An 18,904-nucleotide genomic window follows, 5' to 3' on the forward strand; every position below is an offset into this window, starting at 1 on the left:
CTATTCTGCTTAAACGCCGCTCTGGCCGTCCTGGGCAATATAGGCGATGCGGACCATGTTGGTGGCGCCGGGCGTGCCGAGGGGGACGCCGGCCGAGATGATGATGCGGTCGCCGGGCTTGCCGAAGCCTTCGGCCACGACGATGCGGCATGCGCGGTTGACCATGTCGTCGAGGTCGCTGGCATCACCGGTGACGACGCAGTGCAGACCCCATACCACCGACAGACGACGGGCCGTCTGAATGATCGGTGAGAGTGCAATGATCGGAACCTGCGGGCGTTCACGCGCGGCGCGAAGGCCGGTGGTGCCGGACGAGGTGTAGGTGACGATGGCCGCGAGGCGCAGCGTCTCGGCAATCTGGCGGGCAGCGAGCGAAATGGCGTCGGCACCGGTCGCCTCCGGCTGGGCGCGCTGCGCGTAGATGATGTTGGAGTAGTGCGGGTCCTGCTCCACGGTGCTGGCAATGGAGGCCATGGTGGAGACGGCTTCGACCGGATAGTCGCCGGAGGCGGATTCGGCAGACAGCATGATCGCATCCGCGCCTTCGAAGACGGCGGTCGCGACGTCGGAGACTTCAGCGCGGGTCGGGACCGGTGCCGAAATCATCGATTCCAGCATCTGGGTTGCAACAACGACCGGCTTGCCGGCGCGGCGGCAGGCGCGGGTCAGCTGCTTCTGGATGCCGGGAACGGCTTCGAGCGGCATTTCCACGCCAAGGTCGCCACGGGCCACCATCAGCGCGTCGGAGAGTTCAATGATCTCTTCGATGCGTTCGAGCGCCTGCGGCTTTTCGATCTTCGACATCAGGCCGACACGGTTGCCGGCAATCTTGCGCACTTCCGCCAGATCTTCCGGGCGCTGCACGAAGGAAAGCGCGACCCAGTCGACTTCTTCGGTCGCGAGAACTGCGGCGAGGTCGGCGCGGTCCTTGTCGGTCAGAACGCCAACGCCGAGCAGCGTGTCGGGCAGGCTGATACCCTTTCGGTCGGAAATCTTGGTGCCGGAAACGACGGTGGTGACGATGCTCTTGCCGTCGCACTTTTCGGCGCGCAGATGCAGCTTGCCGTCATCGATCAGCAGGCGATCGCCCGGCTTGACGGATTCGAGAATTTCCGGATGGGGCAGGAACACGCGGTTCTTGTCGCCAGGGGCTTCGTTGTTGTCGAGCGTGAAGGTCTGGCCAGCGACGAGATCGACCTTGGTATCGGCAAACTTGCCGACGCGCAGCTTCGGTCCCTGCAGATCCGCCAGAATGCCGATCGGACGGCCGTTGCGGCTTTCGACAGAGCGGATGCGCTGAATCAGCGTACGCATCACGTCATGGCTCGCATGGCTCATATTGATGCGGAAGAGATCGGCGCCGGCAAGATGAAGCTTCTCGATCATCGCCTCTTCTGCCGAAGCGGGGCCAAGAGTTGCAAGGATTTTGACTTTGCGGTTACGCTTCATCAGTTCTGACTTTCCTGTGTTCCTGGCGTGTCCGAAAGCTGGACCATCCAGCTTCCCTGTCGGCCAGTATCGTATTCCTTGAAGCCCATGCGCTGGAAGCTGCGGGCATAGCAATCATCGACGCCGTTGATCTTGAACTCGTTTTCGGCCACGCACATGTTGACGTCGCCGGTCCAGCGGCCGCCGCGGGCCGCATCCTCGGCGTAGAGATAGTAGTAGCGCGATTGCAGCTCACCCTCGATCAAAGTGGCGCATGTGGAGGCAGGCACCTGCCACCAGCCTTCGCTGACCCAGCCTTCCTTTGCGCGATAGCCGATGGCAACGCCGACAAGGTTCTGCGTGCTGTTGCAGACGCGGAAATCCGCCAATGCCGGCTGCGCTATCAAAAGGGGAGAAGAGAGGACGGCGGCTGCGGTGAAAATGCGGATCGCGCGCCGATGTTTCTCGAGGAGAGCGGGGAATGTGTATGTCACGGCGTCCATCCGGATTCCATGGTTATAGTGAAAACACTTCTAGGCGCGGAGGCCCAAGAATGTCAACGCGAGTTTAATCGATTATATTGTCAGGTCGGGTCTCTGGTGCGGTGCTGTCGATGGCCGTTTACCCGTGCAAACTTGCGCGTGGCGTCAAGCCATGCCATCAAGCGTCTCTCCCTTAGCTGCCCCAGAAATCAATTATGCCAGACTTTCAGCCATACGAAATCATAGAAGGCGATTATGACAAAGGCATGGTTTTGCTTGCAGACCATGCCATGAACCTTCTTCCACAAGCTTACGGCAATCTCGGTCTACCGCAAGCCGCGTTCGAGCGCCATATCGCTTATGACATTGGTGTGGAAGGTTTGACCAGAAAGCTTGCGGCGAGTCTTGGCGTGCCTGCCGTTCTCGGCCGCTTTTCGCGTCTGTTGATCGATCCCAATCGCGGCGAGGACGATCCGACGCTGATCATGAAGATTTCCGATGGCGCGATCGTGCCCGGCAACCATCCGATCACGGACGAGGAGTGGGATAGGAGGGTCGAAACCTATCACCGTCCCTATCACAATGCTGTTGATGCGGTTTTGACGAGAACGGCGCAGACGTCTGGCAAGGCACCACTGGTGTTTTCGCTGCATTCCTACACGCCCTTCTGGAAGTCCGTGCCGCGTCCCTGGCATGCGGCGGTTCTGTGGGACACGGATCACCGTGCCGTTCACCCGCTGATTGATCATCTGAGGGCGAGCGGCGATATTCTGGTGGGCGATAACGAGCCTTATGATGGCGCGCTGAAGGGCGACACCATGTATCGCCACTGCATGATGAAGGGCATCCCGCATGCGCTTCTGGAAGTGCGCCAGGACCTGATCGGCGATGAGGCGGGCATTGCCGCCTGGGCGGATCGTCTCGCTCCCATTTTTGCCGCAATGAATGACGATCCCACCCTGCATGAGTACAAGCAGTTCGCCTCGCGGACTGGTCCTTATTGAAAGGCGACATCGATATGAGCGAGCTTGACGAGAAGCAGAGAACCGAGTTCGAGGCAGCCGCCTTCCGCAGGCTGGTCAACCATCTGCGCAATCGCCCAGAGGTGCAGAATATCGACCTCATGAACCTCGCCGGCTTCTGCCGCAACTGCCTGTCCAACTGGTATGCGGATGCGGCAAAGGATGCCGGTACCGATCTCAGCAAGGACGAGGCGCGCGAGATCATCTACGGCATGCCCTATGAAGACTGGAAGCGTCTTCACCAGAGCGAAGCGAGCGATGGCCAGAAAGCCGCCTTCGAAGAAAACCGCCCGAAGGAATAGCTGCCTCCCACCCGATTAGGCTTGACGTGAGGCCTTTCCACGGGCAGTTCACCAGCCGGGAATTTTGGCTGCCTTTGATGCGCAGCAGGCGAAGATTTCGCCACACGTAAAACGGGCTCGAAGCGAGCCGAACTATTGAAGGATCATGGAATGGACGAAACAGCCACAACCGAAACCGTCGCCGCCGCCGAACTTCGCCAGTTCATCGAGCGCGTCGAACGCCTCGAAGAAGAGAAGGCGGCAATCCAGGGTGACATCAAGGATGTCATGGGCGAAGCCAAGGGCCGCGGCTACGACACCAAGGCGATCCGCACCATCATCCGCCTTCGCAAGAAGGACGCCAATGAGCGCATCGAGGAAGAGACGATCCTGCAGACCTACATGGCCGCGCTCGGCATGGAGTGAGCTTCGGGCTTGCTTGATGATTGATCTGTTTAATCGCCGCTTCTGCGGCGATTTTGCTTTTTGGAAGGCGCATGGATTGCTGCGGCGCCAACCTCTCTGTCGTCATGCTCGGGTTTAACCCGAGCATCCATCTTCCTTGCATTCGCGTCGACGGGTTTGAATCCTCGGGTCAAGCGCGAGGAGGACGGCAGAGTGTGGAGCGGCGCCGTCACCAGTGGCGCTGACCGCACCGACCAGGCATCAACGACGCCCCATCCCGAGGGCAAAAGAACCAGGCGGATCAGCTGCGCGTGCCAGCCAGCTTTTCGGAAAGCTCGCCCATTTCCTTCTGCGCTTCCTTGTCGGCGGGGTAGAGCGTCAGGTAGCGCTCCCATACCTTCATCGCGGTCTCATTGCGCTCTGAGCTTTCCAGAATATTGGCAAGGCCGGCAAGGGCGGGGAAGAAGCGGGGTTCTTTTTCCAGCGTGCTGTTGAGGTCGGCCATGGCCTTGCGGGTGTCGCCGTCGGCCAGATGTATCATGGCGCGGCGGTACCAGGCGCCGGCGTAGTCCGGGTCGAGGAAGATGGCCTGGTCGAGGAAGTCGTAGGCTGCGGCGCTGCGCTTCTGTTCATTGGCCTCTTCGGCCCACTGCATCAGCAGATTGATAGTCGGGCTGCCGGAATCGCTCCACTGGCCGACGATTTCGGTGGCGATGCCGCGGGCCTTCTTGGCGTCGCGCTCCTTCTTCAGATTGTTGAAGAGATCGCCGACGGGGTCTTTGGAAGCAGGCTGCTCAGGCTGCGGCGCTGCCGCTACCGGCTCCGCAGCATGGGCGGTAAGCGTCGTGGCCGGGGCAAGTGGGCTGAGCGAGGCGAGGAGGAGGGCACAAAAACGAAATTGGCGCATGTGGATCACGATAATCCGTATGCGCCAATTAGGAAATCGAATTCTGTCTGCTATCAACAAAGTGATCCGCCTTTTCAAACGGAGCACTGCAGAAACGCAATCAGCCCTGACGAGCCTTGAAGCGTGGGTTCTGCTTGTTGATGATGTAGACGCGGCCCTTGCGGCGAACCAGACGGTTGTCGCGGTGACGAGCCTTAAGCGCTTTGAGCGAGTTCTTGATCTTCATTTTTCTGGTCCGCAGTTTGGCGGGCTTTCGCACGCATAATCTAAACAATCAAAAGCGCGCAACGGGGCGCGCCTTTTTCGGTTGGCAGGCAGATACCCTTTCGGCACCGGCCTGTCAACACGCTCCGCAAGCTTTTACCGGGAAAACCCCGGCTTTCCAGCCTTGGTGAGTTGCGTCACATGGCCCATCTTTCGGCCCGGACGGGCCTCCGTCTTGCCGTAAAGATGCACGAGGCAGTCTTTTTGGCTCAGCCATTCCGGCACGCTGTCGATGTCGTCACCAATCAGATTGGTCATCACGCAATCGGAATGGCGCGCGGTGCTGCCGGGCGCCAGGCCCGCGACTGCGCGGATATGCTGCTCGAACTGCGAGATCACACAGGCCGCTTCCGTCCAGTGGCCGGTATTGTGGACGCGGGGCGCCATTTCATTGGCCACCAGCGAACCATCCGCCAGCACGAAGAACTCTATGCCGACGACGCCCACATAGTTCAGCGCGGCGAGCAGTTTCTGCGCCGATTCCACCGCAACGGTTCTTGCTGCGTCGGAAAGATCGGCGGGAATCGTCGACGTATGGAGAATGCCGTTCAGGTGAACGTTTTCGGCCGGATCGTAACAGGTGACGGTGCCATCCTGGAAACGCGCGGCGATGATGGAAATCTCCCGCTCGAAAGGAATGAAACTTTCGAGAATCAGCGGCACCTTGCCGAGCGCATCGAAGGCGCCGGTCGGATCTTCACCGCCTTTAAAGACGCGCTGCCCCTTGCCGTCATAGCCCATGCGCCGCGTCTTCAGCACGCCCTTGCCGCCGAACTCCGCAAGTGCTGCTTCAAGACCCGCCTGATCGTCCACGGCGCGGAAATCGGCCGTTGGAATGCCGCAGCCATTGAGGAAGCGCTTTTCCGTCAGGCGGTCCTGCGAGGCGCTCAGCGCTTGCGCCGGCGGGTAGACCGGCACAGAGGCGGCAAGCGTTTCGGCCGCGACGACGGGCACGTTTTCGAATTCATAGGTCACGACATCGCAGAGGCTTGCGAGTTCGGCGAGCGCCTTCTCGTCATCGTAAGCCGCAACGATCTGGCGGTTGCAGACCTGCGACGCCGGACAATCGGCCTGGGGTTCCAGCACCACGGTGCGGAAGTTGAGGCGGGCGGCTGCCATGGCCAGCATGCGGCCAAGCTGGCCGCCGCCGATAATACCGATGGTGGAGGATTTCATTGCGGGGCGTCCATGGGATATTCGGCAACGATGGCCGTCTGGCGGGCGCGGTAATTATCCAGCCGGTCGGCCAGATCCTCGTCGGAAAGCGCCAGCACGGCGGCGGCCAGAAGGGCGGCGTTGATGGCTCCCGCCTTGCCGATGGCAAGCGTGCCGACCGGAATGCCCGCCGGCATCTGCACGATGGAATAGAGGCTGTCCTGGCCGGACATGGTTTTCGACTGAACCGGAACGCCGAAGACGGGGAGAGGGGTCAGCGCTGCCGTCATGCCGGGAAGATGGGCAGCACCGCCGGCACCGGCGATGATGACCTTGAAGCCCTCGTCCTTCGCATTGGTGGCGAAATCGAACATCCGCTCCGGCGTGCGGTGGGCGGACACGATGCGCGCCTCATATTCGATATCGAGCGCATCCAGCGTATCGGCGGCGTTTTTCATGGTCTCCCAGTCAGACTGGCTTCCCATGATTATGGCGACGGGCGGCGTTTCAGTGGTCAAGCGGCCTCTCCTTGTCCAGAGGGTTGTCAGGGTCCAGAGCTTATCAGGCGATGATATCCGGGATGATCTGATCTTCGATCTGGGTCATCTTGTCCTTGATGGCCAGCTTCTTCTTCTTCATCCGTTGAATTCTGAGCGCTTCGCAATTGGTCTGAATCATGGCGTTGATGGCCGTGTCATAATCCTCATGCTCCTGCCTCAGCCTTGCCAGCGTAAGCCGGACGTCCGCCTGTTCCTGGTCGGCCATCTCGTCGTCCCCATTGTAATGAACCGGACCGCCATCCGGCATCTCTGTTGTTGGTCTTCGTGCCTGTACCATCAAATGGCGGTAACGGGAAGTTTCCCGTAATAGCATTTTTGCCGCACTATTGCCCCGATTTCGCCTTCGACAAAGCGCGCTTTCCGTGTCACAGTGCTGTCGTAAACCTGAAACTCCAGCGATGGAGAGCTGGAGGTAGGTTCAACAAGGAAGGACGTGCCGCATGACCATTCAGGCTCATATTGCATCGCTCGAAAAGAAACACGGTGCTCTGGAGGAGGAGCTCGAAAGTATTCTTGCTTCCCCATCTTCCGACGACCGGGAGATCGCAGACATTAAACGCAGAAAGCTGCGCCTTAAAGACGAGTTGCAGAGGCTGAAAGCGACCACGAAACATTGATTATCAATGATTATTGAGGCCGCAGGGCGCTAACAGCGCCTGAGAAGCGGCAAAAGTTCGAGGCCCTGGCTGCATAGCGCGATCAGGGCCTTTTTGCTGGCGACGTCTTAAAGAAAAACCCGCTTTTTCCAGTCGCTGCACCATCAGGCAGCCAGGCCATCCCACAAGAGCTTCAGGGCAGCGATGAAGGCCATGCCGTACATCAGCGGGTAGAAGACGGCAGGCTTCATATATTTGACCACTTTGGCGCCGGCAAATGTGGCAATCATCGCCACCGGCAGAAGCGTCGCGGAGGTGGTGAGGTTGGTGGAATCCAGCGCGCCAAGCGCAAAATAGGGGATGAGTTTGACCGCGTTCATGATGGCGAAGAAACGCACGCTCATGCCGGTATAGGTCTTCGGATCCAGCTTGAGCGGCAGCACATAGATCTGGAAGGGTGGACCACCCGCATGCGCGACAAAGCTTGCATAGCCCGAAAGTGACGACCAGAGCGTGGCGGCAGCCGGTCTCTGCGGCTTCGGTGCAATCTCCTGTCCGCGGCGGGCGCGGAAGGTCTCGTAGAAATAGCGCAGCACGAAGAGGATGGTGACGGTTGCGACGACGAGGCGCATCGCGTCGGGTGAAATCAGCGTCGAGGTGGCCCAGCCGAGCGCAATGCCAGCAATGGCGCCCGGCAGCATCAAGAGCAGCGTTTCCCGGTGGTTGTGGTGGCGCCATGCCCAGAGTGCGACCAGATCCATGACGATCAGAATGGGAAGGAAGATTGCCGCCGCCTGCACCGGCGGCACGGCCAGCGCCATCAGCGGCACACCCATCAAGGCCAGAGCACCGCCCAGCCCGCCTTTCGACAGGCCGACCAGAACGACAGCGGGAATGGCAACAAGGAAGAAATGGAGATCGAGCGACATGGTCAGGACTTGAGATGAGCGTGTGAGACGACCATTGGAACAGGCCGCGCGGGGAAAGGACGACAAAGAGTCCAGCTATGAACTGTTGATCCTTCGTGCAGTCCGGTTTATCGGAAACAGTATGTGAAAACGAGTGCAGATTGGCGATGAAGCGTTCTTTCTGCGGAAAATGGAAAAATCATGGGTTCTCCTGAAGATCGCTGCCGTCTGGTTCTGATCGTGCCGCAAGCCGAAGATGCTGACCTGCAAGCCAAGGCGCTGGAGGATGCCCTGAGGGGCGGCGATGTCGCCTCCGTCATCATTCCTCAATACGCTCTCGATGACGACAGCTTTCAGAAGCGCGCGGAAGTGCTGGTGCCGATCGTGCAGGCGGCCGGTGCCGCAGCGCTGGTGGCCGGTGACAGCCGTGTTGCCGGCCGCGTGAAGGCCGATGGCCTGCACGTGATCGGCGGCGTGGAGCCGCTGGCGGAAGCGGTGGAAAAGTTCACGCCGAAGATGATCGTCGGCGGCGGCAATGCCGATGACCGGCACAAGGCGCTGGAGCAGGGCGAAGCGAACCCGGACTATATCTTCTTCGGCAAGCTGGAGGGTGATATCAAGCCGGAGCCACACCCGAAGAACGTCGCGCTTGGCGAATGGTGGGCGTCGATGATCGAAATTCCGTCGATCGTCATGGGCGGTTCGGATGTCGCCTCGGTGGTTGCCGTTGCCGAAAGCGGCGTGGAATTCGTGGCACTGCGCCAGGCCGTCTTCGCTCACGCGGGCGGTGCGGCGCAGGCCGTTGCCGAAGCCAATGCATTGCTTGACGAAAAAGCGCCACGGTTTGGCGGTTGATACGGGCGATGATCCTTCGCTTGCTCCGCCTTTCCCCATCGATCTCGCTTCTGGCGATGGCTTTTGCCATCACCGCGGCCCCTGCCTTTGCGCAAGGCCAGGCTCCAGCTGCCGGACAACAGTCTGCGCCGCAGCAGGCCGAGCCGCAGGCAAGCCCTGATCTTCTGCCGGGCCTTCAGCCGCAGGCGCAAGGTACTGATGGCGCGGGCGAGGAAGACACCGATTTTGGACCGGTGGTGAACCAGGGACCGGACGTGCTGTCGCGACCGACGGACCAGGATGCCGATCCGCTGCGAAAAGGCCGGGTGACCGGCGGCGATCAGAAGGATCTCCAGCCTTCGGAAGGCGTCACCGTCTATCAGCGCATGGGAGCCGAGCTTCCGCCGCTGCCGAAGGAAAAGGAATTCAAGGGCAAGATCGACGAGGCCTATGGCCATTACCAGCGCGGCGAATATGTGCAGGCGCTGGACAAGGCCCTGACCCGCGCGCAGGACGGCGATGCCGCAGCGCAGACGCTGGTCGCCGAAATGATGAGCCGCGGTCTCGGCATTGCCCGCGACGACAAGACCGCCGCCTTCTGGTACGAGCAGGCCGCCAAGAATGGCGATGCCGTCGCCATGTTCAAATATGCGCTGATCCTGATGGAAGGCCGGCTCGTCAAGCACGACAAGACGCTTGCCGACGACTACATGCGCCGTGCGGCCGAGGCAGGCAATCCGGAAGCCGAATTCAACTGGGCGCAGATCCTCGTTTCCCAGACGCCCGGGCCAAAGGGTCTGATGGCGGCGCTGCCCTTCTATGAACGATCGGCGGAAAAAGGGATTGCGGATGCCCAATATGCCGTGTCGCAGATCTATTTGAACGTGCCGGAGGTGCCGAAGGAAAAGAAGGCAAAGGCGCGCGAATGGCTGACGCGGGCCGCGAAGGCTGGCTTCGATACCGCGCAGGTCGATCTCGGCATCTGGCTGGTTAACGGCACGGCCGGCGAGCGCGATCTGGAAGAAGGGTTCCGCTGGCTGAATGGCGCTGCTCAGCGCGGCAATGTCGTGGCGCAGAACAAGGTGGCGCATCTCTACATCCAGGCGCTCGGAACGCGCCCCGATCCGATCGAGGCGGCCAAGTGGTATGTGCTGTCGCGCCGCGCAGGGCTAAAAGACCCGGGGCTTGAAGATTTCTATCTCGGCATCGAGGACAGTCAGCAGAAGCAGGCGATCGACGCGGCCAACAAGTTCCGGCCCAACTGAGGGCGAAACCGCTGCACACTTTCGCGCGACTATGCTTCTTGCGATCGCGTGTCGTAAGCGCAAAACCGCTCCACACTTTTGCGCGACAGTGCTTTAGCCTTGAATTTCGGTGCGTTTTGTGGTCTTGAACCCGCAACCCTAAAATAGAAACCAATATGCCTGCCTGCCCCAATCTTGCGCGGCCGGTTCAGCCACCTTCCAGGAATGTTTTCATGGCCCGTTCAGCCCTTCTCAATGTCATGGTTCAGGCCGCCTTGAAGGCGGGAAAATCTTTGTCGCGTGACTTCGGTGAAGTGCAGAACCTGCAGGTATCGGTCAAGGGACCGAGCGACTTCGTGTCCCAGGCCGATCTGAAGGCTGAAAAGATCGTTCGCGAGGAGCTGATGAAGGCTCGTCCGACCTATGGCTTCCTCGGCGAAGAGGGCGGCGAGGAAATTGGCACCGATGGCGCCCATCGCTGGATCGTCGATCCGCTGGACGGCACCACCAACTTCCTGCACGGCATTCCGCAGTTTGCGGTCTCCATCGGTCTGGAGCGCAGCGGCGAAATCGTCGCCGGCGTCATCTTCAACCCGGCAACGGACGAGCTTTACACCGCAGAGCGTGGCGGCGGGGCGTTCCTCAATGACCGCCGCATTCGCGTTGCGGCCCGCAAGCAGCTGTCCGACAGCGTCGTGTGCTGCGGCGTTCCGCATCTCGGCCGCGGCAACCATGGCAAGTTCCTCGTCGAGCTTCGCCATGTGATGGGCGAGACCGCAGGCGTGCGCCGCATGGGTGCCGCTGCTCTCGACCTCGCTTACGTCGCGGCCGGTCGCTTCGACGGCTTCTGGGAAGCGGAACTGTCCCCCTGGGACATCGCCGCAGGCATCGTCCTCATCCGCGAAGCCGGCGGCTTCGTTTCCGATATGGGCGGCGCCAACAGCATGCTCGAAAGCCGCAGCGTGGTTGCCGGCAACGAGTACATCCAGAAGGCGCTGCTGGACGTCGTCAACCGTCCGGTTCCTGGCCGCTGATGGGGCTCAAATAGAGCCAGAGTAATCCGATCAAGGGGTGTCACAATGGCGCCAATTCCTTTCCTATCATCCCGGACTTGATCCGGGATTGCGTATGATCAGGTCTTTGATCAAGAGAATAGGTTTTGCTTTGCAGACGACAGGTGTTGGATGTGTGGTGACGGTAGTTGCGTGCACGCAAACGTCGGCTAGTGCACGAGTACTTTGACAGCGATTTGCCCCCCCCTCACCCTGATTTGATGCGACTAGAGCTAGATTACGCCCACGACCATTCGCGGAATGGAGACACCCTAGTAGGCACAGAGTGATGCCGCCTGCTAGGTCAGTGTTGGCGCCGCCTTGAGCTAACTTTAAAGTTCTATGTCAAACCGTTGGAACTATAGGTGCTGGAGCTAAATCTCTGTTTGATATTAATAGGGAAGCTGATGTCCAACGCAGATAACTTGGGGAACTTTCAGTTACAGCGGTAACGCTCGCTTTAAGTGCGTGATGTGTCGCCGCGTAAGGCAGAGGGAAAACAGCGCACACGATTGCAACGAAGTTGCAGGTCAGCCGGTTGATAGCCTTCTTTAGCATTAAGCGAAGATCAAAGATGCTTCGGCCGCGGGCGCGATTGCTTACAGCGCACATAAGTCTAACATGAGCTATCATTAGTATTAGTGTGCATTGAAGAAAATTTTCGGGAGATGATGTTGACCTATCATCATTAGAAACGCAACACAGTTGTCACCAGGAGGATTGAAAGAATGCGGGTGACAACAATAAACGAGAACACATCATATGATGTGGTATGGCGCAAACTCCGCAAGTATCATGATGAGCAGCTGTCAGTTAGCAGACTTATGAGGTTGCATAGTGTTAACAAACAGCAAGCAGCAAACGTCAGAAAGCAGGCTCAACAGATATCCTATTCTCTGACACAAGCGCTCGAATTCTCACGTGCTGCGCTTAGTGCCGGGGCCACAACAAAAGCCCTGCTAGCGTACTACTCATTGACGGCGCTAGCGAATGTTGAAATACTTTGGAAAGGTGATGGAAGTACTAGCTTCGATAGGAGGGGTGCCGAGTACAACAGCCACGGTTTGGAGTTAGTTAAAGACGAAAATTTGTTGCAGTTTAGAGCGCATACCAAAAGACGAAATGGAAAGCTTATGGGATTGTTTGGCTTATGGCGAAACAAAGCAACTCATTTTCCCTACTATGGACTCCAGACAAACCAATTTTTCACCGATAGACATGAGGGCTACCACACCTTGAGCAGTATGGAGCATCTGAACAACATAGAATATCCCGATGCTCCCCTCTCTCTGTCCGATTGTTTCGCGCACATCCCAGGACTTTACAGATCCGTTGCGGATCACTCTATTAAAAGTAAGTTGGCTCGGGGAAAAATTAGCAGCGTTAATCGATATAGTGCGGAACGAGAGTTTCAAGACACAACAACTAGCCTGATTATTCACCCGTGCACTGCTGATATCACAGAGGCTGTGCTGGAGGACTTCAAGGTTCCTCCTCAATTGGTCCCGAATATCAGCTTTTTAGAGCCCACACGTGGCGCCATGATAAGTTGGGTCACTTCACCGCCGTACAGCGATCGATCAATCACGTTGCCAGAGTCGTTCGCTTGGACCGCGGATGAAAACTTCTTTCTCGCTGATGGAAGTTACTTGAACGAATTCGGCTACTTTTATGTGGGTCTCTACATAGCCGGAATGATCACAAGGTATCATCCTCAGAGTTGGATCAGAGAATTGAGGACCATGACGCATGCCTCATCGCTAGTGGACGAATTTGTTGATCAATCGCTACAAAGAGTACCATTACTGACTCTCGCTGCCCTAGATGAGGAATTACTTGTTTACTCATAGACTCGCCGACAATTCCAGCCCGGCTTTTTAGACCCAGCAGCTTTGCCGGTCAAAATGCTAGCGGCGTAGTCAGCGTATCGGTGCCGCAATCAAGCTCGAGGATGATGATGTATCCAACTGGTGCACAGTGGTGCGAAGGTCTCGTTGCGAACTTCGTGCCGCTGATCAAACCATCAAGGAAGCCGACAATCTCGTAAATGAGGAGGACGGCAGTGCCACTTAATCCTTCATTGAGACCCGCGACGGAGCATCACTAGATTTAGGGTGTCTAGCGTCTCCTCCCGTCCTCGAAAAAGCTTTGTTCTCAAAAGGCTTTTCACTTCAATTCGTCGTAATTTTACTCTAGCTTCCGCTCCGAACCATGCTGATGCCCCAGTCTTGAGGGCAAGGTCATGGCAGCATTAGAGGAACGGGCCCTATGGCGGATACGGAACTGCTCGATGTCGGCGTCGAGAAACCGCTGACGAAAGAATATCATCACAAGCTGTCCAGCCCGACGCCGTTCTTATGGACGATGATGATTTTCCTCATCATCGTGTCCTTCCTTGCCGCCATTCTCTTCCGGCAGGCCCAGTCAGCCTTCATGACCAATCCGGGTCTGAACGGCTTCATTCTCGGCGTTCTCGCCATCGGCATCGTTCTGGTGTTCATGCAGATCTTGAGCCTGCGCCCTGAAGTGCGCTGGTTCAACAATTTCCAGGCAGCCGGAAGCGTCGACAAGGCCGGGCGTCCGCCCAAGCTCCTGGCGCCGATGCGGGCGCTGATCGGCAAGCGCGGCGAGGTGCGGGTCTCGACCGTCACGCAGCGCTCCATTCTCGATTCCATCGCCACGCGTCTCGATGAATCGCGCGATACGTCGCGCTATCTCATTGGCCTTCTGGTTTTCCTCGGTCTGCTCGGTACCTTCTGGGGTCTGATCGGCACGATCGGCGCGATCAGCGACGTCATCCAGGGCCTCGATCCGACATCGGGCGACAGCAGCGATATTCTCTCCTCGCTGAAATCCGGCCTGACGGCGCCGCTGTCGGGCATGGGCACGGCGTTTTCGTCCTCGCTGCTTGGTCTTTCCGGCTCGCTGATCCTCGGCTTTCTCGATCTCCAGGCAGGCCGCGCGCAGAACCGCTTCTATACCCAGCTGGAAAACTGGCTGTCTTCCGTTACCGATCCGGGCGTCGATCTGTCCGTTGACGGCAAGCCCGTTGCGGCGAGCGGTGCCGCGGGTACCGAGCGTTCGCTTGCCGCCATGCACAATCTGGCGGAAGGCATTCAGGGGCTGGTGAAGAATATGCGCGGCGAGCAGCAGATGCTGCGCGACTGGATCGAAGCGCAGCAGGAGGAATCCAAGGCGCTCCGTCGCACGCTTGACCGCCTCACTGCGCGAATGGATGCCGACCAGAAGGCGGCCAGGCGATCCACTCCCCACGATAACGGGAGCGCGTAGCCATGGCGCTTGCGCGCAACCGCCGTCGCGACAGAGGTATCGATTACTGGCCGGGCTTCGTCGATGCGCTGTCGACGCTGCTGATGGCGATCATGTTTCTGCTCACCGTCTTCGTTCTTGCACAGTTCGTGCTCTCGCGCGAAATCTCCGGCAAGGACGAGGTCATGACGCGCCTCAACAACCAGATTGCCGAGTTGACCGAATTGCTGGCGCTGGAAAAGGGCAGCAAGCAAGATATCGAAGACACGCTTGCCAACCTGCAATCGACCCTTGCCCAATCTGAAAACGAACGCTCGCGTCTGCAGGCGCTACTCGATTCCGGCGCGGGCAACAGTTCCGCCGCCAATGCACGTGTCGGGCAGTTGACCGGCGAGCTTGAGGATGCGCGCGAGGCCGGTGCCAGAGCCTCAACGCAGATCGAATTGCTGAATCAGCAGATCGCCGCACTCAGAGCCCAGATCGCTTCCGTCGAGGCGGCACTGCAGGCGTCGGAAGCCAGGGACACATCCTCTCAGGTGAAGATCGCCGATCTCGGCCGTCGTCTGAACGTGGCGCTGGCGCAGCGTGTGCAGGAGTTGAACCGCTATCGCTCCGACTTCTTCGGACGCCTGCGCGAAATCCTCTCGGACCGCGAGAACATCCGGATCGTCGGCGACCGCTTTGTCTTCCAGTCGGAGGTTCTGTTTCCGTCGGGCGGCACGGATCTCAATCCGGAGGGGCAGGTGGAGATGGCGAAGCTTGCCGCAGCACTGATCGATCTTGCCAAGGAAATTCCACCGGAAATCAACTGGGTGCTGCGTGTCGATGGTCACACCGACAATGTGCCGCTGTCGGGCTCCGGACGTTTTCGTGACAACTGGGAGCTATCGTCGGCCCGCGCCACATCGGTCGTCAAGTTCCTGATTTCCAAGGGCGTGCCGGCCAACCGTCTGGTCGCAGCCGGTTTTGGCGAGTATCAGCCTTTGGCGGAAGGCGAGACGCCGGAAGCCCGTTCGCAGAACCGCCGTATCGAGTTGAAGCTGACGGAGCGCTGATCCTGTCGGGAGCGATGGGGGCGCTTTGCGCTCGCATCGTGATCACGGCCTTTAAAGCGTGTCGCGATCTTCAGATTCGACCCCACGCTTTGGGTCATTCTTGTCGCATGTCGTGATCACAAAACCGCCGCGCAGTTCTGCGCGGACCATGCTTCACGCCGCGTCGTTGGCGTCTGTGTTAAATTGCAGGCGTGCCAGCTTGGCATAGAGGCCGCCCTGGCGGATCAGGCTTTGATGCGTGCCTTCCTCGATGATGCGGCCTTCATCCATCACCAGAATGCGGTCGGCCTTGAGCACGGTGGCGAGGCGGTGGGCAATGACGATGGTGGTGCGCTTGGCGATCAGTTCGTCCAGTGCCTTCTGCACCAGCGTTTCGCTTTCGGCATCCAGCGCTGATGTTGCTTCGTCGAGCAGCAGGATCGGCGCATCGCGCAGAATGGCGCGGGCAATGGCGATGCGCTGGCGCTGGCCACCGGAGAGCGTAACACCGCGTTCGCCGGCCACGGTGTCGTAACCTTCCGGCAGTCTGGCTATGAAGCCATCGGCCTGCGCGGCAACCGCTGCAGCCCGCACCTGGTCCCGCGTGGCATCCGGCCTGCCAAAAGCGATGTTGTCGTGGATGGAGGAGGCGAAAATCGCCACATCCTGGGGCACGATGGCGAGCCTGGAGCGCAGCTCCTTCAAGGTGACGGAGCGGATATCGGTGCCGTCGATGGTGATGCGGCCGGATTGCGGATCGTAAAAGCGCATCAGAAGCGAGAACACGGTGCTTTTTCCAGCACCCGACGGGCCGACGATCGCCACTGTTTCGCCAGCGGCGACGTGGAAGGAAAGGTCGGAGATAATCGGTTTGCCTGCACCCTTCGGATAATGGAAGGCCACATGCTCGAAGCTTGCCTCGCCGCGCGCCGGGACGGGCAGTAAAACGGGTGCGACCGGTTCTTCGACGGGGGACTTTTCCTCCAGCAGTTCGGAGAGGCGTTCGGCCGCGCCACCTGCCTGCGACAGCTCGCCCCAGACTTCCGAGAGCTGACCAAGCGAGCTTGCGGCAATGACGGAATAGAGAACGAACTGGCTGAGCGTACCGGCGGAGATCGCGCCGGTCAGGACGCTATGCGCGCCATACCAGAGAATCGCGACGACGCTGCCGAAGACCAGACTGATGGCAACGGCCGTTAGAATGGCGCGGGCGCTGATCGCGGCGCGGGCGCCATGATAGGCCTTCTCTACGGCGGCATCATAGCGGCTGTTTGCCAGCATCTCAGCATTGAAGGACTGGATGGTGCGGCTGGCGGAAATCGTCTCGGAGGCGAAAGCGGACGAGGCGGCAAGCGTATCCTGTGTGGTTCTGGAGCGCGAGCGCACCGACCGGCCAAAGGCGATCAATGGAAAGACGATGAAGGGAATGGCAAGAAGAGCAAGGCCCGCAAGCTTCGGGCTGGTATAGACCATCATTGCCACGGCGCCGAGACAGAGCAGCGTGTTGCGCAGCGCCACGGAAGCCGACGAGCCGAAGGCGGAGCGGATCTGCACCGTATCGGCGGTAAGGCGCGAGGTCAGTTCGCCGGAATGGTTGGTATCGAAGAAGGCCTGCGACAGCGAGGTGAGATGGGCGAAGACATCACGGCGCAGATCGGTCACCACACGCTCGCCGATGATCATCACATAATAATAGCGCATGGCGCTTGCGAGCGCGAGAATGATGGCGATCGCCAGCAGCATGGCAAAATAGTTGTTGATCATCGCGCCATCGGTCGCTTCAAAACCGTGGTCGATGATGCGGCGCACGGCAAGCGGTAGCGCAAGCGTGGTGGCGGAGGACAGCACGAGCGCAAATAGGGCCGCGGCAACCAGGCCGCGATAGCGCTTCAGGTAGGGAAACAGGCTTGCCAGAGGTTTCAGCGTCCTGCGCCCTGCGGGCTTGTGTGCCTCAATGTCTGCCACGTGCATTACTCCTTCGTGCCGCAGGATCAACAGGTCCGGCGGCGACGCCGTTTTGGCGTCCTGATATGTGTCTTGCCGTGATCGGCAGGCACTTGTTATCTCGGCGCCCTTCATGTATAGGCTCCGCATCAAATTGGGAAGCCATGGCCTAAAGGGCTCAGGTTTCATTTATTGAATCGGCTCAGTTGACGCAATTGCGGCAAATGGTCCGCACCCACTTACGCAGGAAGATTGTCATGAAGGCTGAAATCCATCCCGACTATCACATGATCAAAGTTGTCATGACCGATGGTACCGAATACGAAACCCGTTCGACCTGGGGTTCCGAGGGCGCAGTTATGAACCTCGAAATCGATCCCAGATCCCATCCGGCCTGGACTGGTGGCAACCAGCAGCTGATGGACCGCGGCGGTCGCGTTTCCAAGTTCAACAAGCGTTTCGGCGGCCTCGGCCTCTAATCCGTTTGATCATGGACTGCAAAATAACCTCGGAGCGATCCGGGGTTTTTTGTTGTCTGGATGGCGGAGCGTGGGTTTTGGCTTCGTGTAGGACGGATCGGCGCGCTGCACTCTGCTGACAGCGCCTGCTCTTAAAACGCTCTTTTGACGTTCTGGCCTAGTGACGCAGTCCATCCCAGACAACAAAAAAGCAGGCCGGAGCCTGCTTCTTCAAAATCATGCGTCGGGAATAGCGCGTTCAGTTGCTGTTGAACGCGGTGCGCAGCAGGTTGAGCTGCGCCTGGACGCTGTTTTCGTTGTCCGGGACCTTTGCTTCCGACGGGCGATAGATTTCGCGGTCGAGAAGGGCAACGCGGTTTTGTAGGCGAAGCGAACGTTCGACGAGATCGCGAAAGGATTCCGGCAGGTCATTCCAGCCTGGAGCGTTGCGATCGACGTTGAAGTTGTCGAGGCGGACCTTGTTCTTTTCGTTGAGAACCTGATCGCGGGTCATCTCGCCATTGTTGACGGCGCGCTGCAGCAGCAGCCAGGAGGCCATCTGCATCAGGCGGGTGGTGAGGCGCATGGATTCAGCAGCGTAGAGAACCGATGCCATACGCGGCAGCACCTTGGAGGCAGCACGACCGGAGCCATCGAGATAGCTTGCCGTTTCTTCCACCAGGCCCATGCCCTCGGCATAGAGAGTCTTGAACTGGTTCGAGGCTGCGGCGCGGCCGGCGAAGCTGATGGTATTCAAAACCTGTTCCGACATTTCTTTAATCCCTGCTTACGCATGATACGGTGAGGCAACGGAGTTAGCGGGTGAATTGTTCCGGCCTTTGTATTTTCAGGATGATACCAATACCGCAAATGCGCAAGCTGATTATTAAAGAAAGGTTAATACCCACAGTTTTGCAGGTTTTCCAACAGAATAAAAAAAGAGCCGCAAAAGCGGCTCTCAAGGTAAAACAGGGAGAAAAATCAGACCAATTCGCCGATAGGAGAAACTGCCTGAGGTTCAGCAGAACTGAACATGTATAGTAATCTCTCAGAAAGCTTA

General features: G+C 58.9%; 21 protein-coding genes. 11 read left to right on the forward strand and 10 right to left on the reverse strand.

The genetic code is table 11. From position 1 onward, the window contains the following. Positions 1 to 9: 9 nt before the first annotated feature. Positions 10 to 1,449: a pyruvate kinase gene (gene pyk, locus ACTJK5_RS01090; RefSeq protein ID WP_062427905.1), complete on the reverse strand. Its 1,440-nt coding sequence runs from the start codon at positions 1,447 to 1,449 to the stop codon at positions 10 to 12. Beyond that, complete coding sequence (locus tag ACTJK5_RS01095) at positions 1,449 to 1,931, reverse strand: DUF1036 domain-containing protein (protein WP_062427906.1); 483 nt, start codon at positions 1,929 to 1,931, stop codon at positions 1,449 to 1,451. The genes pyk and ACTJK5_RS01095 overlap by 1 nt, the downstream gene beginning before the upstream one ends. Before the next feature lie 194 nt (positions 1,932 to 2,125). On the opposite strand from ACTJK5_RS01095, the gene ACTJK5_RS01100 reads away from it, so the two are divergent. The 3 genes from ACTJK5_RS01100 to ACTJK5_RS01110 all read left to right on the forward strand — a co-directional run bounded on the left by ACTJK5_RS01100 (position 2,126) and on the right by ACTJK5_RS01110 (position 3,639). Further along, positions 2,126 to 2,914: an N-formylglutamate amidohydrolase gene (locus ACTJK5_RS01100; RefSeq protein WP_440611667.1), complete on the forward strand. Its 789-nt coding sequence runs from the start codon at positions 2,126 to 2,128 to the stop codon at positions 2,912 to 2,914. Positions 2,915 to 2,928: 14 nt separating this feature from the next. Further along, entirely contained in the window at positions 2,929 to 3,234 is a 306-nt protein-coding gene (locus tag ACTJK5_RS01105; RefSeq protein ID WP_062427908.1) for a DUF1244 domain-containing protein, read from the forward strand. A gap of 150 nt (positions 3,235 to 3,384) precedes the next feature. Continuing rightward, a complete protein-coding gene (locus ACTJK5_RS01110) occupies positions 3,385 to 3,639 on the forward strand; it encodes a DUF2312 domain-containing protein (protein WP_062427909.1) in 255 nt (84 codons plus the stop codon). Between the two features lie 280 nt (positions 3,640 to 3,919). On the opposite strand, the gene ACTJK5_RS01115 is transcribed toward ACTJK5_RS01110, so the two are convergent. From ACTJK5_RS01115 to ACTJK5_RS01135, 5 genes are all read right to left on the reverse strand, one after another. Continuing rightward, positions 3,920 to 4,525: a tetratricopeptide repeat protein gene (locus ACTJK5_RS01115; protein ID WP_062427910.1), complete on the reverse strand. Its 606-nt coding sequence runs from the start codon at positions 4,523 to 4,525 to the stop codon at positions 3,920 to 3,922. Between the two features lie 100 nt (positions 4,526 to 4,625). After that, positions 4,626 to 4,751: a type B 50S ribosomal protein L36 gene (ykgO, locus tag ACTJK5_RS01120; RefSeq protein ID WP_003497670.1), complete on the reverse strand. Its 126-nt coding sequence runs from the start codon at positions 4,749 to 4,751 to the stop codon at positions 4,626 to 4,628. A gap of 134 nt (positions 4,752 to 4,885) precedes the next feature. Next, positions 4,886 to 5,965: a 5-(carboxyamino)imidazole ribonucleotide synthase gene (locus ACTJK5_RS01125; RefSeq protein ID WP_440611668.1), complete on the reverse strand. Its 1,080-nt coding sequence runs from the start codon at positions 5,963 to 5,965 to the stop codon at positions 4,886 to 4,888. Further along, a complete protein-coding gene (gene purE, locus ACTJK5_RS01130; RefSeq protein WP_207773727.1) occupies positions 5,962 to 6,429 on the reverse strand; it encodes a 5-(carboxyamino)imidazole ribonucleotide mutase in 468 nt (155 codons plus the stop codon). Before purE ends, ACTJK5_RS01125 begins: the two co-directional genes overlap by 4 nt. A gap of 76 nt (positions 6,430 to 6,505) precedes the next feature. Further along, on the reverse strand, positions 6,506 to 6,709 hold the full coding sequence (locus ACTJK5_RS01135) for a YdcH family protein (protein WP_062427987.1): 204 nt from the start codon (positions 6,707 to 6,709) through the stop codon (positions 6,506 to 6,508). 235 nt (positions 6,710 to 6,944) lie between these two features. Here ACTJK5_RS01135 and ACTJK5_RS01140 point away from each other — a divergent pair, with 235 nt between their 5' ends. After that, entirely contained in the window at positions 6,945 to 7,121 is a 177-nt protein-coding gene (locus ACTJK5_RS01140) for a YdcH family protein (RefSeq protein ID WP_296016512.1), read from the forward strand. 143 nt (positions 7,122 to 7,264) lie between these two features. Here ACTJK5_RS01140 and ACTJK5_RS01145 read toward each other — a convergent pair whose 3' ends face one another. Further along, positions 7,265 to 8,029, reverse strand: coding sequence for a sulfite exporter TauE/SafE family protein (locus ACTJK5_RS01145; RefSeq protein ID WP_440611669.1), 765 nt, complete (start codon positions 8,027 to 8,029; stop codon positions 7,265 to 7,267). Between the two features lie 180 nt (positions 8,030 to 8,209). Here ACTJK5_RS01145 and ACTJK5_RS01150 point away from each other — a divergent pair, with 180 nt between their 5' ends. From ACTJK5_RS01150 to ACTJK5_RS01175, 6 genes are all read left to right on the forward strand, one after another. After that, positions 8,210 to 8,863 carry a thiamine phosphate synthase gene (locus ACTJK5_RS01150; protein ID WP_116491991.1) on the forward strand — a complete coding sequence of 218 codons (654 nt, stop codon included), beginning with the start codon at positions 8,210 to 8,212 and terminating at the stop codon, positions 8,861 to 8,863. Between the two features lie 8 nt (positions 8,864 to 8,871). After that, positions 8,872 to 10,107: a tetratricopeptide repeat protein gene (locus ACTJK5_RS01155; RefSeq protein WP_440611670.1), complete on the forward strand. Its 1,236-nt coding sequence runs from the start codon at positions 8,872 to 8,874 to the stop codon at positions 10,105 to 10,107. Positions 10,108 to 10,319: 212 nt separating this feature from the next. Further along, positions 10,320 to 11,120: an inositol monophosphatase family protein gene (locus ACTJK5_RS01160; protein WP_062599050.1), complete on the forward strand. Its 801-nt coding sequence runs from the start codon at positions 10,320 to 10,322 to the stop codon at positions 11,118 to 11,120. 746 nt (positions 11,121 to 11,866) lie between these two features. Then, positions 11,867 to 12,988 (forward strand): YaaC family protein, encoded by a 1,122-nt coding sequence (locus ACTJK5_RS01165; RefSeq protein ID WP_440611671.1) that lies wholly within the window; start codon positions 11,867 to 11,869, stop codon positions 12,986 to 12,988. A 418-nt stretch (positions 12,989 to 13,406) separates the two neighbouring features. Continuing rightward, positions 13,407 to 14,429, forward strand: coding sequence for a flagellar motor protein MotA (locus ACTJK5_RS01170; protein ID WP_112521007.1), 1,023 nt, complete (start codon positions 13,407 to 13,409; stop codon positions 14,427 to 14,429). 2 nt (positions 14,430 to 14,431) lie between these two features. Then, on the forward strand, positions 14,432 to 15,463 hold the full coding sequence (locus tag ACTJK5_RS01175; protein ID WP_062427918.1) for a peptidoglycan -binding protein: 1,032 nt from the start codon (positions 14,432 to 14,434) through the stop codon (positions 15,461 to 15,463). Positions 15,464 to 15,616: 153 nt separating this feature from the next. Here ACTJK5_RS01175 and ACTJK5_RS01180 read toward each other — a convergent pair whose 3' ends face one another. Then, positions 15,617 to 17,407 carry an ABC transporter transmembrane domain-containing protein gene (locus tag ACTJK5_RS01180; protein ID WP_440611672.1) on the reverse strand — a complete coding sequence of 597 codons (1,791 nt, stop codon included), beginning with the start codon at positions 17,405 to 17,407 and terminating at the stop codon, positions 15,617 to 15,619. Between the two features lie 236 nt (positions 17,408 to 17,643). On the opposite strand from ACTJK5_RS01180, the gene rpmE reads away from it, so the two are divergent. Continuing rightward, positions 17,644 to 17,865: a 50S ribosomal protein L31 gene (gene rpmE, locus ACTJK5_RS01185; RefSeq protein ID WP_062427919.1), complete on the forward strand. Its 222-nt coding sequence runs from the start codon at positions 17,644 to 17,646 to the stop codon at positions 17,863 to 17,865. A 238-nt stretch (positions 17,866 to 18,103) separates the two neighbouring features. Here rpmE and rcdA read toward each other — a convergent pair whose 3' ends face one another. Further along, the gene (gene rcdA / locus ACTJK5_RS01190) at positions 18,104 to 18,616 is read right to left on the reverse strand and encodes a protease adaptor protein RcdA (protein ID WP_062427920.1); all 513 of its coding nucleotides are present in this window, start codon (positions 18,614 to 18,616) and stop codon (positions 18,104 to 18,106) included. Positions 18,617 to 18,904: the final 288 nt, after the last annotated feature.

Source organism: Agrobacterium sp. 22094 (assembly GCF_052046015.1).
In the GTDB taxonomy this organism is placed as follows: domain Bacteria; phylum Pseudomonadota; class Alphaproteobacteria; order Rhizobiales; family Rhizobiaceae; genus Agrobacterium; species Agrobacterium cavarae.

Excerpts from the sequence above, each read along its gene's own strand:
- pyk (WP_062427905.1), bottom strand. The coding sequence starts at position 1,449 with ATGAAGCGTAACCGCAAAGTCAAAATCCTTGCAACTCTTGGCCCCGCT.
- ACTJK5_RS01135 (WP_062427987.1), bottom strand. The coding sequence starts at position 6,709 with ATGGCCGACCAGGAACAGGCGGACGTCCGGCTTACGCTGGCAAGGCTG.
- rcdA (WP_062427920.1), bottom strand. The coding sequence starts at position 18,616 with ATGTCGGAACAGGTTTTGAATACCATCAGCTTCGCCGGCCGCGCCGCA.
- ACTJK5_RS01155 (WP_440611670.1), top strand. The coding sequence starts at position 8,872 with ATGATCCTTCGCTTGCTCCGCCTTTCCCCATCGATCTCGCTTCTGGCG.
- ACTJK5_RS01100 (WP_440611667.1), top strand. The coding sequence starts at position 2,126 with ATGCCAGACTTTCAGCCATACGAAATCATAGAAGGCGATTATGACAAA.
- rpmE (WP_062427919.1), top strand. The coding sequence starts at position 17,644 with ATGAAGGCTGAAATCCATCCCGACTATCACATGATCAAAGTTGTCATG.
- ACTJK5_RS01110 (WP_062427909.1), top strand. The coding sequence starts at position 3,385 with ATGGACGAAACAGCCACAACCGAAACCGTCGCCGCCGCCGAACTTCGC.
- ACTJK5_RS01165 (WP_440611671.1), top strand. The coding sequence starts at position 11,867 with ATGCGGGTGACAACAATAAACGAGAACACATCATATGATGTGGTATGG.
- purE (WP_207773727.1), bottom strand. The coding sequence starts at position 6,429 with ATGGGAAGCCAGTCTGACTGGGAGACCATGAAAAACGCCGCCGATACG.
- ACTJK5_RS01140 (WP_296016512.1), top strand. The coding sequence starts at position 6,945 with ATGACCATTCAGGCTCATATTGCATCGCTCGAAAAGAAACACGGTGCT.
- ACTJK5_RS01125 (WP_440611668.1), bottom strand. The coding sequence starts at position 5,965 with ATGAAATCCTCCACCATCGGTATTATCGGCGGCGGCCAGCTTGGCCGC.
- ykgO (WP_003497670.1), bottom strand. The coding sequence starts at position 4,751 with ATGAAGATCAAGAACTCGCTCAAAGCGCTTAAGGCTCGTCACCGCGAC.
- ACTJK5_RS01145 (WP_440611669.1), bottom strand. The coding sequence starts at position 8,029 with ATGTCGCTCGATCTCCATTTCTTCCTTGTTGCCATTCCCGCTGTCGTT.
- ACTJK5_RS01150 (WP_116491991.1), top strand. The coding sequence starts at position 8,210 with ATGGGTTCTCCTGAAGATCGCTGCCGTCTGGTTCTGATCGTGCCGCAA.
- ACTJK5_RS01175 (WP_062427918.1), top strand. The coding sequence starts at position 14,432 with ATGGCGCTTGCGCGCAACCGCCGTCGCGACAGAGGTATCGATTACTGG.
- ACTJK5_RS01095 (WP_062427906.1), bottom strand. The coding sequence starts at position 1,931 with ATGGACGCCGTGACATACACATTCCCCGCTCTCCTCGAGAAACATCGG.
- ACTJK5_RS01115 (WP_062427910.1), bottom strand. The coding sequence starts at position 4,525 with ATGCGCCAATTTCGTTTTTGTGCCCTCCTCCTCGCCTCGCTCAGCCCA.
- ACTJK5_RS01105 (WP_062427908.1), top strand. The coding sequence starts at position 2,929 with ATGAGCGAGCTTGACGAGAAGCAGAGAACCGAGTTCGAGGCAGCCGCC.
- ACTJK5_RS01170 (WP_112521007.1), top strand. The coding sequence starts at position 13,407 with ATGGCGGATACGGAACTGCTCGATGTCGGCGTCGAGAAACCGCTGACG.
- ACTJK5_RS01160 (WP_062599050.1), top strand. The coding sequence starts at position 10,320 with ATGGCCCGTTCAGCCCTTCTCAATGTCATGGTTCAGGCCGCCTTGAAG.